The sequence below is a fragment of the Arminella tubonensis genome, from assembly GCF_003240585.1.
Lineage (GTDB): Bacteria > Pseudomonadota > Alphaproteobacteria > Rhizobiales > Rhizobiaceae > Rhizobium > Rhizobium tubonense.
In genome coordinates, this window is the sequence record NZ_PCDP01000002.1 from 46,324 (window position 1) to 60,116 (window position 13,793).

The 13,793-nt window shown below is 57.7% G+C and carries 14 protein-coding genes and 5 pseudogenes; 9 read left to right on the plus strand and 10 right to left on the minus strand.

From position 1 onward, the window contains the following. Positions 1 to 237 precede the first annotated feature (237 nt). Positions 238 to 335, minus strand: a pseudogene (locus CPY51_RS33085) (DUF736 domain-containing protein); the annotation flags it as partial. Between the two features lie 8 nt (positions 336 to 343). Between CPY51_RS33085 and CPY51_RS03595 the strand changes: the two are divergent. The 5 genes and pseudogenes from CPY51_RS03595 to CPY51_RS03615 all read left to right on the plus strand — a co-directional run. Further along, positions 344 to 559, plus strand: a pseudogene (locus CPY51_RS03595) (histidine/lysine/arginine/ornithine ABC transporter ATP-binding protein); the annotation flags it as partial. Positions 560 to 605: 46 nt separating this feature from the next. Beyond that, positions 606 to 856, plus strand: a pseudogene (locus CPY51_RS03600) (transporter substrate-binding domain-containing protein); the annotation flags it as partial. Next, a pseudogene (locus CPY51_RS03605) lies at positions 855 to 1,169 on the plus strand (ABC transporter permease subunit); the annotation flags it as partial. The pseudogenes CPY51_RS03600 and CPY51_RS03605, both read left to right, overlap by 2 nt. A 12-nt stretch (positions 1,170 to 1,181) precedes the next feature. Next, the gene (locus tag CPY51_RS03610) at positions 1,182 to 1,871 is read left to right on the plus strand and encodes an ABC transporter permease (protein ID WP_111158700.1); all 690 of its coding nucleotides are present in this window, start codon (positions 1,182 to 1,184) and stop codon (positions 1,869 to 1,871) included. Between the two features lie 66 nt (positions 1,872 to 1,937). Beyond that, positions 1,938 to 2,852 (plus strand): homocysteine S-methyltransferase family protein, encoded by a 915-nt coding sequence (locus CPY51_RS03615; protein WP_111158701.1) that lies wholly within the window; start codon positions 1,938 to 1,940, stop codon positions 2,850 to 2,852. A gap of 13 nt (positions 2,853 to 2,865) precedes the next feature. Here the strand turns inward: CPY51_RS03615 and CPY51_RS03620 are convergent. The 4 genes and pseudogenes from CPY51_RS03620 to CPY51_RS03635 form a co-directional block, all read right to left on the minus strand. Beyond that, positions 2,866 to 3,475 (minus strand): annotated as a pseudogene (locus tag CPY51_RS03620) (IS6 family transposase); the annotation flags it as partial. 62 nt (positions 3,476 to 3,537) lie between these two features. After that, complete coding sequence (locus CPY51_RS03625; RefSeq protein ID WP_244598431.1) at positions 3,538 to 4,488, minus strand: ABC transporter permease; 951 nt, start codon at positions 4,486 to 4,488, stop codon at positions 3,538 to 3,540. A gap of 55 nt (positions 4,489 to 4,543) precedes the next feature. After that, positions 4,544 to 6,079 (minus strand): sugar ABC transporter ATP-binding protein, encoded by a 1,536-nt coding sequence (locus CPY51_RS03630; RefSeq protein ID WP_111158703.1) that lies wholly within the window; start codon positions 6,077 to 6,079, stop codon positions 4,544 to 4,546. Positions 6,080 to 6,234: 155 nt separating this feature from the next. Beyond that, positions 6,235 to 7,212 carry a sugar ABC transporter substrate-binding protein gene (locus CPY51_RS03635; protein WP_111158704.1) on the minus strand — a complete coding sequence of 326 codons (978 nt, stop codon included), beginning with the start codon at positions 7,210 to 7,212 and terminating at the stop codon, positions 6,235 to 6,237. A 301-nt stretch (positions 7,213 to 7,513) separates the two neighbouring features. Between CPY51_RS03635 and CPY51_RS03640 the strand changes: the two genes are divergently transcribed. Beyond that, positions 7,514 to 8,536, plus strand: coding sequence for a LacI family DNA-binding transcriptional regulator (locus CPY51_RS03640; protein ID WP_111158705.1), 1,023 nt, complete (start codon positions 7,514 to 7,516; stop codon positions 8,534 to 8,536). 331 nt (positions 8,537 to 8,867) lie between these two features. On the opposite strand, the gene CPY51_RS03645 is transcribed toward CPY51_RS03640, so the two are convergent. After that, positions 8,868 to 9,071, minus strand: a complete 204-nt coding sequence (locus CPY51_RS03645) for a hypothetical protein (RefSeq protein WP_111158706.1) — start codon at positions 9,069 to 9,071, stop codon at positions 8,868 to 8,870. A gap of 161 nt (positions 9,072 to 9,232) precedes the next feature. On the opposite strand from CPY51_RS03645, the gene CPY51_RS03650 reads away from it, so the two are divergent. Beyond that, positions 9,233 to 9,619 carry a response regulator gene (locus tag CPY51_RS03650; protein ID WP_111158707.1) on the plus strand — a complete coding sequence of 129 codons (387 nt, stop codon included), beginning with the start codon at positions 9,233 to 9,235 and terminating at the stop codon, positions 9,617 to 9,619. A gap of 3 nt (positions 9,620 to 9,622) precedes the next feature. Here CPY51_RS03650 and CPY51_RS03655 read toward each other — a convergent pair whose 3' ends face one another. Then, positions 9,623 to 10,120, minus strand: coding sequence for a sigma-70 family RNA polymerase sigma factor (locus tag CPY51_RS03655; protein WP_111158708.1), 498 nt, complete (start codon positions 10,118 to 10,120; stop codon positions 9,623 to 9,625). 50 nt (positions 10,121 to 10,170) lie between these two features. Here CPY51_RS03655 and CPY51_RS32965 point away from each other — a divergent pair, with 50 nt between their 5' ends. Together CPY51_RS32965 and CPY51_RS03665 are read left to right on the plus strand one after the other, a co-directional pair. Further along, positions 10,171 to 10,341: a hypothetical protein gene (locus CPY51_RS32965; protein ID WP_206607226.1), complete on the plus strand. Its 171-nt coding sequence runs from the start codon at positions 10,171 to 10,173 to the stop codon at positions 10,339 to 10,341. A gap of 550 nt (positions 10,342 to 10,891) precedes the next feature. Continuing rightward, positions 10,892 to 11,389 carry a DUF4142 domain-containing protein gene (locus CPY51_RS03665; RefSeq protein WP_111158709.1) on the plus strand — a complete coding sequence of 166 codons (498 nt, stop codon included), beginning with the start codon at positions 10,892 to 10,894 and terminating at the stop codon, positions 11,387 to 11,389. Positions 11,390 to 11,427: 38 nt separating this feature from the next. Here the strand turns inward: CPY51_RS03665 and CPY51_RS03670 are convergent, their stop codons facing one another. The 3 genes from CPY51_RS03670 to CPY51_RS03680 form a co-directional block, all read right to left on the minus strand. After that, positions 11,428 to 11,664 (minus strand): hypothetical protein, encoded by a 237-nt coding sequence (locus CPY51_RS03670; RefSeq protein WP_111158710.1) that lies wholly within the window; start codon positions 11,662 to 11,664, stop codon positions 11,428 to 11,430. Positions 11,665 to 11,682: 18 nt separating this feature from the next. Further along, positions 11,683 to 11,946, minus strand: coding sequence for a DUF2934 domain-containing protein (locus CPY51_RS03675; RefSeq protein ID WP_111158711.1), 264 nt, complete (start codon positions 11,944 to 11,946; stop codon positions 11,683 to 11,685). A gap of 850 nt (positions 11,947 to 12,796) precedes the next feature. Further along, on the minus strand, positions 12,797 to 13,765 hold the full coding sequence (locus tag CPY51_RS03680) for a chemotaxis protein CheB (protein WP_111158712.1): 969 nt from the start codon (positions 13,763 to 13,765) through the stop codon (positions 12,797 to 12,799). Positions 13,766 to 13,793: the final 28 nt, after the last annotated feature.

Sequence of the window (13,793 nt, forward strand, 5' to 3'; positions counted from 1 at the left end):
CATTGTTGGCAAGGCTAATCCGCGCTACTTTCGTCTCCCACGCTCCCGCCACCCCTGCATCCACGCCACTGTGCGATGCCCTTTCCTTGGATCGGCACCATTCAATACCCATAGAACCCCAGTCGACGCATCAGCACGTTCGGAAGCGGCCGGGAGTATGCGGTGCGAAATCCGACCCAGTCACCAGCAAATCCGGCCCTCAATGACCGATACCCCCATAATCCTGGTCTTCGCATAATCGACGGCGCCGGCGTAGATTCGCAATTGCGGACCCTTGTCGGGGGATTTTCGACGCTGGCGATGCGGGCCTTGACGTTGAGGGCCAGGGTGCGGATCGAGCCTGCTGGTCGGTGAAGTGCTCAAGGTCATCCGCGATCTTGCAGGAGAGGGCCGAACTATGCTGCTCGTCACCCACGAGATGCGATTTGCCCGCGACGTCTCCAACCACGTGCTTTTCCTACATCAGGGGCGGATCGAGGAAGAGGGCTCGCCGAAGCAGATCTTCGACGCTCCCCTCAGCGCCCGCTGCCGGGAGTTCACCGGCACACTGACCCACTGATCTTTGCCGCGCTTTCACAAACAACAACACCAGGAGAATCCCGCGAATGAAACTGCTTCCCATGCTTTTTGCCGGCGTCACACTTGCTCTTTCCCCCATGGTAGCACAGGCCGAAGTCCGTTTCGGTGTCATGAACGAATCTTATCCGCCCTTCTTCGCAAAGGACGCCTCCGGAAAGTGGCAGGCTGGGAAATCGACCTTATGAACGCCGCCTGCGAGCAGATGAAAGAGAAGTGCGCGATCGTGGAGCTCTCCTGGGACGGTCTCATACCGGCCCTTCAGAGCAAGAAGTTCGATCGAGGCAGCGAAGGCTTTCGGCATGGGGCCGTGGCTGCGTTTCCGGCGCATTATCTTGCCAGCATTGTTGCCTAACGCCCTGCCCGGTCTTGCCAATTTGTGGATGTCGGTCACCAAGGACAGCGCGCTGGTCGCCGTCGTCGGCTACCAGGAACTCGCCCTCGCCACGCGCCTCGCAGGCGCCAGCACTAAGCATTACTTCATCTTCTTCCTGGCCTCCGCCCTTCTTTATCTCGTCCTTACGCTTGTCTCCAACGTCGTCTTCAATCTGATCGAGCGCCGGGTGCGACGCGGTCAACCGAAGCTTCTCTGAGGAGTACGCCGCATGACCTTCTCATGGATAATGTCCTATTGGCCACTTCTCTTGGCAGGCGCCGGGCAGACGATGTTGCTGCTGGTGATCTCGGTGGTCTTCGGCTTCTTCCTCGCCATCGGCCTTGCCTTCGCGCAAGTAGGCGGCGGCCCGCTTGTCCGAAATCTTGCTCGCGGTTACTGCACCTTCTTCCGGGGTACACCCCTGCTCATCCAGCTTTGGCTTCTCTATTATGGTGTCGGTTCGCTATTGCCGATGATCCCCGGCATCCGTCAGAGCCTGCTTTGGCCGATCCTGCGTGAAGGCTTCTTTTTCGCGGCCGTGAGCTTCACCCTGAACTACGCGGCCTATGAGGCGGAGGTGTTGCGGGGCGCGCTGCTCGCAGTACCAAAGGGTGAGTTGGAAGCAGGCCGCGCATTCGGCATGCGGCCCTTCACGCTGACCCGTCGCATCTGGCTACCGCGCGCGGTTCGCATCGCGCTGCCGACAATCGGCGGCGAAATCGTGATGCAGCTCAAAGCAACGCCGCTCGCCTTCACCGTCACCGTGATGGATCTCTGTGCCGTAGCCAGCAAGGTGCGCCAGGACACGCTGCTCGTCTACGAGCCGCTGATCGTCGTGACTGTCTTCTATCTCATTCTCACTGCGATCATCGCCCGCGCCTTCCGCCTCCTGGAGGCGCAGGTGCCGGCGCGACGCTAGCGCAATTCGCCAAATGCAGAAGGTCATGCCTTCGCGCTTGTCTAATTTATTTACGGAGATCTATCCATGAGCAGCATCTGCATACTCGACGGCGGTATGAGCCGCGAACTCCTGCGCCTTGGCGCCGAACTAAAGCAGCCTGAATGGTCGGCGCTGGCGTTGATCAACTCGCCTGACATTGTTCGAAAGGTACATGACGAATTCATCGCCGCCGGCTCGCAAGTCGTTACCACCAACAGTTATGCGCTGGTGCCGTTCCATATCGGCGAGGAGCGGTTTTGGCAGGAAGGGGCTGCACTTATCGCACGCTCAGGCCAGTTGGCGCGCGAAGCAGCCGACGCCTGCAGGGATCGGAAGGTGCTGGTCGCCGGTTCGCTGCCGCCGATCTTCGGTTCCTACGAACCGCAGAACTTCGATCCTTCGCGGGTGCAAGACTATCTCAAGGTTCTGGTCGAAAATCTCGATCCCTATGTCGATGTGTGGCTCGGCGAAACCCTCAGTCTGATCGCCGAGGGGGAAGCAGTTCGTACCGCGGTTGCGGCGACCGGCAAACCATTCTGGATCTCGTTCACGCTGGCCGATGACTGGGCGCAGAGAAAGGACGGCGAACCGAAACTGCGGTCCGGTGAAGAGGTTGAAAAGGCAGCGATATGGGCGGGCTCCTCAGGTGCACAGGCGCTGCTGTTCAATTGCAGCAAGCCTGAAGTGATGCGCGCGGCAGTCGAGACGACGTCTCGGGTGTTCAAGAATGGTGATTTCGCCTTAAGCATCGGCGTCTATGCCAATGCCTTCGAGGGTGAGCTAGGCGATTCCGCCGCCAATCACAGCCTGCACGACACCCGGAGCGATCTCGACGACGACACATATTCGCGCTTTGCCTGCTCATGGGTTGACGCAGGCGCAACGATGATCGGCGGCTGTTGCGGAATTGGCGCCGGACATATTCACCAACTCAGAAGGGCCCTCTTGGGCGCGAAATAGCCCCGAGCAAACAGTCGGCAATCGGATCATGGATTGAGACGAAACGCTGAAGCTGCCGCGCTGATTTGAGGCGTTCCGTGATCCGCTCTCCGGCGGACAGGCTGATGGGAATTTCCGCACCGTTGTTCAGGCCTTTATCGGAGCGATGTTCGACACCAGGCATGAAATCACGCTTTGCCGCTCCGTATGATCTCAGCTTGTCGTTGACCATCACGCGCGGTGCATGGCCTTGCCCTTTCAGAAGCGTTCACATCAAACGCTTTGCAGCCGTGGCGTCGCGGCGGCTTTGCACCAAAACATCGAGAACGAAACCGTCCTGGTCGACGGCCCGCCAGAGCCAGATGAGTGTTTCTGTCCGCCAACAGTGACAACGACCTCGTCAAGGTACCATTTGTCGCCGAGCCTGCCAGGCGAACGGCGGTGTATGACACTGGCAAAGCCCCGACCGAACTTTGCCGCCCCACATTGGTACCGTCTAATGCGAGACGGTAATGCCGAGGGCGGCCAGGATATCTTCCACCATCAAGCTCGGTGCAACCGGAATACAGCCATACGGCATAAGCGATCACTTCGGGTGGAAATCGGTGGCGACGATAGAGCGGATCCCGGGCAAAACTGGTCATACCGCCAGATCGCATCTTTCTGGAAAACCAGTCAACTCGACGATGCCGAACTACGTGTTTGGTCAGCGCATTTCTAATATATGTAGCCACTTGCCACGATAGCTATCTCCGATCACAGCGAGCACGATAACGGCTCCTATCACGATCGGTTTGACATTGTCGTCGGCGCCCAGCAACTGCAAGCCGGTCGACAATACCTGCAGAATGCAGGCGCCAACCAATGTGCCGATGATAGAGCCTTTGCCTCCCGACAAACTCGTTCCGCCGATGATGACAGCCGCGATTGCATTCAGCTCGTAGCCTATCCCCGCGACTGGGCTGCCGACGTTCAATCGAAGGAGGTAAACCATGGCGGCGATCCCCGCCGTCAGCCCCGAGATCGCAAAGACGGCGATCTTGTAGCGCCGCGGCGTGTGGCCGGAAAGGCGAACGGCCTCCTCATTCGTGCCGATCGCAAAGACGAAGCGTCCGAAAACCGTATATTTCAGGATAAACCAGCCGATAAGGACGACGACAATTGCGATCAGGAAGATTGACGGTAACACGCCCCAGAAAATGAGATTTCCGAAATCAACGAACGGCTGCGGCAGGCCTGTAATCGTGGAGTTATCGCTGACAACGCGCGCCAAACCGCTAGCGACGTTCAGCATGCCTAGCGTGACGATGAAAGAAGGCAGCTTCCATCTTTCACAAATCCAACCGTTCAGCGCCCCCAGAACGAGTCCTACGCCCATGGAAGCAAATGAGGCTAGTACTATTGCCTGCCAGGGTGACAGCCGCGGATCGATCATGATTGTGGCGCCGACGACCGTGCAAAGCGCGAGAAGCGACCCCACCGAAAGATCGATACCCCCGACGAGGATGACGAAGGTCATGCCGGACGCCAGGACAGTGTTGATCGCCGTCTGCACGAAAATCTTCAGGAAATTCTCGGGTGTCGCAAAGTATGGCGCCGCCGCCGAGAAGAAGATGAGGAGGAGGACGAGTGCGATCGCGACACCGGCTTCACGCATTGAAATACGCAGAATGGTGTCCACCAGACGCACCCGGTTTACGTCACTCTTGGTTTCAGCTTTCTCGGACACGACTATACTCCTTGTAGGCCAGTGAGAGGATTTTGCTCTCTTCAAACTCTTCGCGCGTCACTTCACCGGCGATTTTTCCGGCTGATAGGACGATGATGCGATGGCAGATGCCCATCAGCTCTGGCAGATCGGATGAAACCACGAGAATACCCTTCCCTGCGGCAGCCAGTTTCCAGACAAGCTCATAGATTTCGGCCTTCGCGCCGACATCGATTCCGCGGGTCGGTTCATCGAAGATGAGTACCTTCGGACCGCGGAAAAGCCATTTCGCAATAACAACCTTTTGCTGATTACCCCCGGAAAAGGTTCTGACGGCCTGGTGGATCGAGGGCGTCTTTATACGTAGTTCCTGCACCAGACGCCTGGAATTGCTATCTTCCACCTTCTTCAGGATCAGTCCGTTGCGGGAGATCTTGCGCAGGTCCGTTATCGTCGAGTTCTGAGCGCAGGTCATGTCGAGCATGAGCCCTTGCGTTTTTCGGTCTTCGGTCGCAAGGCAAAGACCGGCGTTCACCGCATCCTTCGGCGATTTGATCTCGACCATTTTTCCGTCAACTCGAATTTCCCCGGCAGCCCTCAGATCGGCCCCGAAGACGGCACGGACAACCTCGGTTCGACCGCTGCCAACTAGGCCAGCAATGCCGACAATCTCGCCCTTGCCAACAGAGAACGACAACTCCGGACTGCTGCGGGTCACCTTGAGGCCCGATACACCGAGCGCCTCGCCGTATACGGGACTATCCTTGCGGAACACATTGAGGTTGGCAATCGTGCGGCCGACCATGAGCTCGACAATCTCCGGAATTTTAAGTCCAGCAAGCGGCCGGGTAGTGACGTGCTGGCCATCGCGCAATATGGTCACGTCGTCGCCGACTTCAAAAATCTCTTCAAGCCGGTGAGAAATATAGAGCGTGGTTACGCCGCGATTTCGCAAGCGCCTGAGAATTTCGAAAAGGCGGTCGACCTCCTTCGACGTCAGGGTTGCAGTGGGCTCATCAAGGACGAGAAACTCGCTTTCGTAACAGAGCGCCTTTGCAATTTCGAGCAACTGCAGTTGCGCTACGCTCAGCCGGCCGGCTTGCGTTGTTGGCGCGACATCGAGCCCGACTTCAGCGAGCAATTCAGCCGCGCGTCGGTTCATCTGCTTGTAATCGACCAGTCCATGGCGCCGCGGCAAACTCTCAAACAGGAGGTTTTCCGCAACAGTCAGGTTGGAAAGCGGATGGAGCTCCTGATGGACGATGCGGATACCGGCGCTAAAGGCCTCAAATGGCGACCGAGGCTCATAGCGTTTGCCGTCGAACCAGATCTGCCCGTCATCGGGTTTGAAAACGCCCCCCAAGAGGTTGATGAGCGTGGATTTGCCTGCGCCGTTTTCTCCAAGAAGAACATGCCCTCTACCGCGGCCAATATTAATGGAAACGTCTTTGAGTGCCACCACGCCGGGAAAGCGCTTGCCGATCTTATCCAGCCGCAAAATCGTGTTCTCGGTTTCATGTGCCAAGTCGACCTCATGCATCGTTGGAACCGGATGACAGTCGGGAGCACTTCGACACTCTGACGACAGTCGACTCGGTTATTCATGAACGAAAATTTTGCAAATGCCTGGCAAGGAGATGATGCGCCGGCTTTGGCCGGCGCATCCACTTTTCCCTGAACCACAAAAGGGGTGATTTACTTCGTTACGAGCTTGATGTCTGTCTTGACCCAACCGGTAAACTTCTCGCCCTTCATTTCACGAAGACCGTAGTCGATGCCCATGGCAGCCATCTGGGCACCATATTGCTCGACGGTTGCCAACACCTTGCCATCTTTGATCAGAGGCTGAACGGCGGGAATATTGTCGAAGCCAACAACTTTGATCTTGCCACTCAGACCAGCGGCATCGAGCGCTTTCACCACGCCAAGCACCATCGAGTCGTTGGCAGCCATGACGCCCTGAATATCATGATATTTGGTCAGGAAATTCGTCATGACGGTGTTGGCTTCTTCCGTCTCCCAATGTGCAGTCTTGCTATCGAGAAGCTGCAGTCCACCGGCCTTGATCGAGTCGGCGAAGCCCTTCGCGCGTTCCTTGGCGTTGTCGGCTTCAGGGTTGCCTTCCAGGACGACGACCTTGCCCCCCTTGCCGAGATCCTTGGCAAGCGCATCGCCAGCCAGCTTTGCGCCTTCCCTGTTGTCTGGACCGAAAAACGCAAGATCGACACCGGCGGCTTTTTTCGCATCCTCATCGAGCGCAACGTCGATGTTGATGACCTTCACGCCTGCTTTTACCGCTTTAGCCAATGGCGTTACCATGGCCTTGGAGTCTGCCGGAGCAACGACAATGATGTCATACTTCTGCGTAACGAAATTCTCGACTGCATCGACCTGCGAGGCGAAATCGCGCTCGTCCTTCATGCCGACAGCCTTGAAATCGAACTTGTCGGCATTCTTGGCGGCGTAATCGTCGGCGCCCGCCTTCATCTGTTTGAAAAATTCGTTGGAAAGCGACTTCATGATAAGGCCGACCTTCGGCTTGTCAGCAGCCACAGCGGAAGCAGTGCCCATCGACAACGCGACAGCCACAAGAAGCGAGCCGGCCGCACTGAGCTTCAGCACGTTGCGACGAGTTTTCATATGAAAAGCACTGCGAATTTGTAGATTCGACATTTAGATCCTCCCCATTATCCTGGAAACCAGGGCCTCCTCGCCCTTGTGAACCGTTTCCAATGCTTGACGGATACCAAGCCATATTTGCGCTGTCAATGCCCGCTCCGCGGCGAATATTATAGCGTGAAGATATGTATGACCAGGAAATTGACAGCGCGCTATGAACCGGTTCACTATCGCGAATAGCTCTTGGTCGTCAAACTCAGTTCAGACGACGGCTATTGAGAACGCGGATTTTCATCGATATGAGACAAGGTTGATCGGAGGTTCGATCTCCAGAGCACATGGACCAAGCCTGAAAATGAAGAAGGTCGGGATACGAGAGGTTGCCAGGCGCGCCGGAGTGGCGACCGGCACCGTTTCCAGGGTGTTGAATGGCCACGCTTCGGTGGCGCAGGAGGTGCGAGACAGCGTCGGAAAAGTCATCGCAGAGCTTGGCTATCGGCCGGATCCTCATGCGCGCAGCATGCGCAGCAGAGTGAGTAGGCTGATCGGTATCGTCATCCCCAATCTCTCCAACCCATTTTTTGCTGAAGTCGTTCAGGGTGCGGAACAGGCCGCCGCATTGTTTGGATACGATGTCATATTCATGACCTCGCTCGACGATGTTGCAAAGGAAGCCGATCGACTAGAGCAGTTGGCCGGACGCAAGGTCGATGGGATCATACTTGTTCCCAGTGACGGTTTTCACGCGACGAAGCCCCCGCGCGGTTTGCCGCTCGTCGTTCTTGACCGGCTGATCAAAGATTATCCGGGCGTTGCCGCGGACCATCGCCAGGGGGCAAGGCTCGGCGCGGAATATCTTTTGAAACTGGGCCATCGCCGCATCGGCATCGTGTCTGGGCCATTCGATTCGGTTCCTGCGAATGATCGTCTCGGTGGCTACCTAGAGGCCGTTGAGGCTTTTAACGGCGGTAACGAACAATCTTGCAGCACCATGGTCGTCGAAGCCGCATTCGACTACGAAGGTGGATTGCGGGCCGGCGGCTATTTATTGGCACAGGCGCGCAACGAAAGACCGACAGCGATCTTGGCAAGTTCGGATCAACAGGCAATCGGCTGCATGCGGGCTGCCTACGACCTCGGCATTCCCATACCGGCCGCTCTCAGCATCGTCGGGTTCGACGGCATTCCCCTTTCGAACATGACGACGCCGCGATTGACCACTATCCGACAGCCAATAGCGGCAGTTGCAGCGGCGGCGGTTGAAATAATCTTGGGCAGCCGAGAATTTTCGCCGGACGAGAAGCCCCTTCTTCTGGAGTGCACGCTCTCCGAGGGCGAAACCACGTCACCACCCAGCCAGGTCCCGAAGCGGAATTAACATGGCCTGTTAGCGATCGATCAATCGATGCTTTCTGGTAGCCATAAACAGAATCATCAAACAAAAACGTGCGCGATCTGAGCAGTGCGTTCGCAGGCATCGTAAACTTAACTGGTATCCAGGAAGATGTGCGATCTGGCGGTATGACCGGTTTTGCCCGGGATCCGCTCTATCGTCGCCACCGATTTCGACCCTCCAGTTCGCACTGAGCTTGATGGTGGAAGATATCCTGGCCGCCCGCGTCATCACCGTCTCGCATCCGCCAAGCCTCAATGCGAAGAGGATGCCGGCCGTCCTTGGGAACGGAGTGCAATATCGCGAGCGTCTACCGTCATGGCCACGCCAACATGACTGCCATCGCGACGGCCGACAGCACGCCCGCCGCTGTGAGGCCGAGCGACACCTGCTCCGATACGCCTTTCATTTCTCCGTTGTGGAGTTCATGGTCGGTCTGGAGGACGGCAGCGACCCCGGCGCCCATCCAGCAGACGAGCGTTGTTGCTCCGAGAAGTATTGCGAAATAAGATCCATGCATCTTGACGTTCCTCGTTGAGATAATCGAACCAAGAGGGTCTGCCAATGTTCCAACTCATTTCACGCGACCGGAACAATCGCTTTCGGGGACTGTTGGCGCTTGGACAATGCGAAGCGCGTTCGTAATTCGTAGAACGTCCCCATGAACGAAGGAGCGGGCTCTTGAAGCATCCGTCCACAGCACTCTTCGCTGGTAAACGCGTATTGATCGTCGAGGACGAATACTTCTTGGCTGACGAAACCCGGCTGAAGCTCGAGGATTTAGGAGCGATCGTCGTCGGTCCGGTCGCAACGGTCAGAGCCGCGCTGGACCTGCTCGACAATGAACAAGTTGATGCCGCTATTCTCGACATTCACCTGGGTGACGGGCTTGTGTTCCCGGTCGCGGAAGAACTCGAGCGCTGCAACGTTCCATTCGTATTCGCCACAGGCTACGACCCGTCAGTCATCCCTGACAAGTTTACCGGCTTCACCCTTTGCGAGAAGCCGACTGAACTGGGGTACATCGCAGAGGCTTTGTTTGGGGAGAGAACTACTAACTCGAATTGACACCTACTCTATGTCAAGCAACTCCGTCAGACGGTGTCGGGCGCGACTGACCCGGCTCTTGATGGTACCGATCGCCACGTTGCATCGCTGCGCCGCTGTTTCGTAACTCAAGCCTTGGATCAGGACGAGATCGACAACAACACGGTAACCCTCCGGAAGGGCGTGGATCGCTTTTTCCAGTTCCTGCCCCCGTACCTCCCAGTCCTGCGTAGGCGGCGACGAGCCCCACGACGCTGCATCGTCGATGCCACCGACCTGCTCCCGCCGCGAGATTTTGAACTTCGTGCAAAAGGTGTTGCGCATGATGGTGAAGAGCCACGAGCGAAGCTGGGTGCCGGGCTTGAAACTGGCTGAATGGGCGATTGCCTTGGCAAGAGTTTCCTGGACGAGGTCGTCGATATCGTTTCCAGATCTGTAGAACCGGCGCGCGAAGCTTTCGAGCGCCGGAAGGTTTTCCAGTAGCTCGGCGTCGGTGAACCCGTTCGGGCGATCATCCCGCATCTGCGTTTCTCCTCCAATTGAGATGAACCCCGTCGCGGACCAGACGTTCCATGGGTGCACCGAACCAAGGCATGATCTTCAATCAGAACGGTTGGCCTTTCACCGACAACATGCTTTTCGGCTGGGAACGCAGGGAACTTTCGCCGCGCGACCATAGCTTGGACACCGTTGCCACCCTGGTCTCGACGGGCAAGATCTCGGGCAAGCGGGAAGTCTGTTAGCCGGGCGCTCGACAACGGCGTGAAGCCGAAAGAGATCGGCAGACTCATCACCCAGCTTGCCTTCTACACCGGCTGCCCGAACAGTGACCGACGAAGGAGAGGTTCGAGGGAATTAGGCCGGTATCTCCAGTGAAGCTTCGCGCGTCGGGCTCGTAGCGGCGGCTGAAGCTGCTCGCGCCGCAACCAACCGTCCGTCCTCTTCGGCGGTATGCCGTGGGGTCAGGCGGCCCCGTCGAGATCGTCGGCCCAAGCGACGTCGTCTGGATCCCGCCGCATGCCAACGGGCTTCCAGCTTTAGCCACGTCGACGCCATCCGGACATGCGACACGATCTTTTTCGGCTTCTCCATCTAGGGGATGACGGCACCCACCGCGTCGGCGACGTCGTCCTGTCCGGTATAAGAGCGCGCATCGGCTCTGCTACATCGTGGGTCTGAAGGACTTCTCATCGGACCCGCCAAGAACTCAGGTAAGCGTGAATCTTCCGTTCGCTGGGAACTATGGGGCCGCCCACATGTTGGACGCCATTCCTTCTTACATTGGAGAGACCCATGAAAACCCTGCTAGCCCATGCACTGCTCCTACTAGCGACCTTTCCTGTACTAGCTGCCGACGATGCGGCAAAAAAGCATGCCACCGATTTCGCGACAAAGGCCGCGATGTCCAACATGTTCGAGATTGAGGCGGCAAAGGTGGAGGTTGCCAAAGGAAAGGCAAACGATGCAAAGCGATTCGCGGAGGACATGCTGAAGGATCATGGAAAAGCCGGACCTTTCCTCGTCGACGCCGCGAAGCAAGATGGTATCGAAATTCCGACCTCTCTCGACGCAGAGTACAGGCAGAAGCTTGCGGCTCTGCAGCAGAGCGACACGGCCAACCTTGACCAGGCCTATCTTTCGACACAGGTGACCGCCCACCAGGACGCGGTGGAGCTCTTCACTAACTATTCGAAAGAAGGCCCCGACGGGCACCTCAAGAATACCGCTGCAAAAATCCTGCCGGACCTCCGCATGCATCTGACGCGTGTTGAAGGACTGACCTCGAAATGATGGCGAGATCGGCAGGCCCGCCCCCCTGAAGCCATATCTCAGTGAACTGCGACCGAACTCGGCGCGTTCACACGCGTCGAGTATACACCCACATAAATTCCGATGAGCATGTTGGCGATCTCGTCGACCGAGCGATAGCCGTCTTTGTAGAGGTCGAGCGCCGCGGTGCACAGAACTATGGAAGGAGGCACCTCCGGATCGATCTCGTAGTAGCGATACCAAGCCAGTACGGCTTGCGACATTACCCGGAAATCTGCTTCGACTTTCGACCGCATCTTTTTCCCCGCACGCAGTTACTTTTTTTCGGATGCGAGCTCGCCCGGCTTGAGGCTACCCGGCTTGTTCCCTTTCGACGGAACGACGTCCGACCTTGTATTGCTGCTCTTTTTCTTGAGACGAGTGGTACCGCTGTGATGTGCGAGCGATGAAGTCTGGGGAAGATCGCCGTCACCGTCGGCTTCTTGTTCGGCTTCCCGCCAGGGGTCGTGTTCCCCTTCAGGCTTGCCCTCAGCTTCCCACTTTTCGTATGCGCGAAGACGCGTCTTTCCAGTGTCCATTGCAATCTCTTTCTTGGAGACGACCGAACCTCGTTAAGGCATCAATGTTCCCGCACCTTTCGAGTGAAAGCGCGGCACTGCTCGAACTCGCTACCGTTGATTCGGCCGGACACCGAGAGCGGACGGTCGTTCGACGGCGCACATGGTTCGGATCTTTGAAGCTGACGAGAGACCTTCTCTGGCTGTGCTTTAAACCTAAGTCGCGATCCCTCCACGGGCGTTTTGAGCTTCAGCCGGATCTCCTCGCGCGCGGCTCACATCGGCTACCGCCGGCCGAATCCGATGACTTAAGTTCCTGCAGCCGCGCAAGCACCGTTCCAAGCTCGGCGGGCTTGTGGAACCTTGGCACGTCGGCATATTCACGGGGTATAACCCAGTTATAGTAACCGGTTAGAATAACGAATCGAATATTTCGGTTCTTGAGCGGCGGCGAGGTCGAGGGTGATGCCGTTCCCGGTATTGAGGTCGATGATCGCGGCCTGTGCGGGTCGTCGTCCAGATGGCCATTGCAGCCTCTCCCGTCGAGATGGGACCGAGCACCCGCGCTCCGGACATCAATAGGGCGTGAGCAGTCTCGAGCGCAAGGAAATGGTCGTCCTCGACGACAAGTATGGTCTGCTGTCGGAATAAATCTGCACGGATTCCCATTCAAGTCGAAGAAGCTTCCTTGGGTCGATGGGGTTCCCTTACCAATCTTCGAACAGCATCAACGCCGTCGACAGGCTGCGGTATCGATTTGCATCGATCATGTTCGTGCCTCCTGCGGTCAAACAACAAATGCCCGGCGATGTCCCTACCCGCCAAAAATTCATAAAGGCTGGAGTTCCGCGATTGAGGCTGAAGCGTTCAACTACCCCTTAAGCGCGGCATCCATTAAGACGGACGCGGAGCGACGATACTCCTGAGCGCGTTCTTCGAAAGTCGCAGCGGCGGCGGTCCTCCCTGCCTGCATCGCATCAAAGGTCATTTTCTCCATGAGAACGGCCCGTTCGCCGATGACCCGGACGGCCATGCGAACTGCCTCATCGACGGAGCCCTCCTGCTCATGGGCCAAGGCCTCCGCTGTATAGCCGTGTCCCACCTGACAGCGGAAGCGTAGCGGCGAGCGTCTGATCTGCGACAACGTTCCTCCGCATCCCGGACAGTTCAATGGGACCGGGTCGGCAATTTCGGCGATGGTGGGCGTGTCGGATGGTCGTCCGATCGCGATCGCCACCTCAAGCGCGACGCTTGCAGGCGGCGATAATCTCGGGCCTGGCTCTGCCTGCACGAGCCGGGTAAGGAGGGCGGCCAGCTCACTGGCGGGTGCACGGTAGTCGATATCGCTTGCCAGCAGTGCCGTTCGCGGCATCTCGCTTTCGATGGCGTCAAGCGGGCTCTGGACAACCGTCACGCCGCCGCAGTGCTTGAGGTCCGCCAACCCCGAGGCTCCGTCATTCAGCATGCCAGAGAGCAGCACGCCAATCGCTCTCGGACCAGCGCTTATCCCTGCGGATCGAAACAGCGGATCGATCGCCGGGCGCGCCATATTCTCGCGCGGTCCGCGGCCCAATCGGATGAAGCGACCATCGATGACAAGATGATGGTCTACCGGTGCCACATAGATACGCGCTTTCTGGAACGGCTCGCCATCGACCGCGGTGCCGGCCGGGAGCGGACCTCCTATGTCCAGAATGCCAGCGAGCAGATCCTGATTTCCGGCTCCAACGTGAACTGCGATGAGGACGGTAGCATGCAGGTCCGCCGGCAACATCCGGCAAATTTGCCGGATGACCTGGATCGAGCCGGCGGAGCCGCCGATTGCAATGATCTTGCGCATGGCACGTCACCCTTTTGCTTTGAAGAGC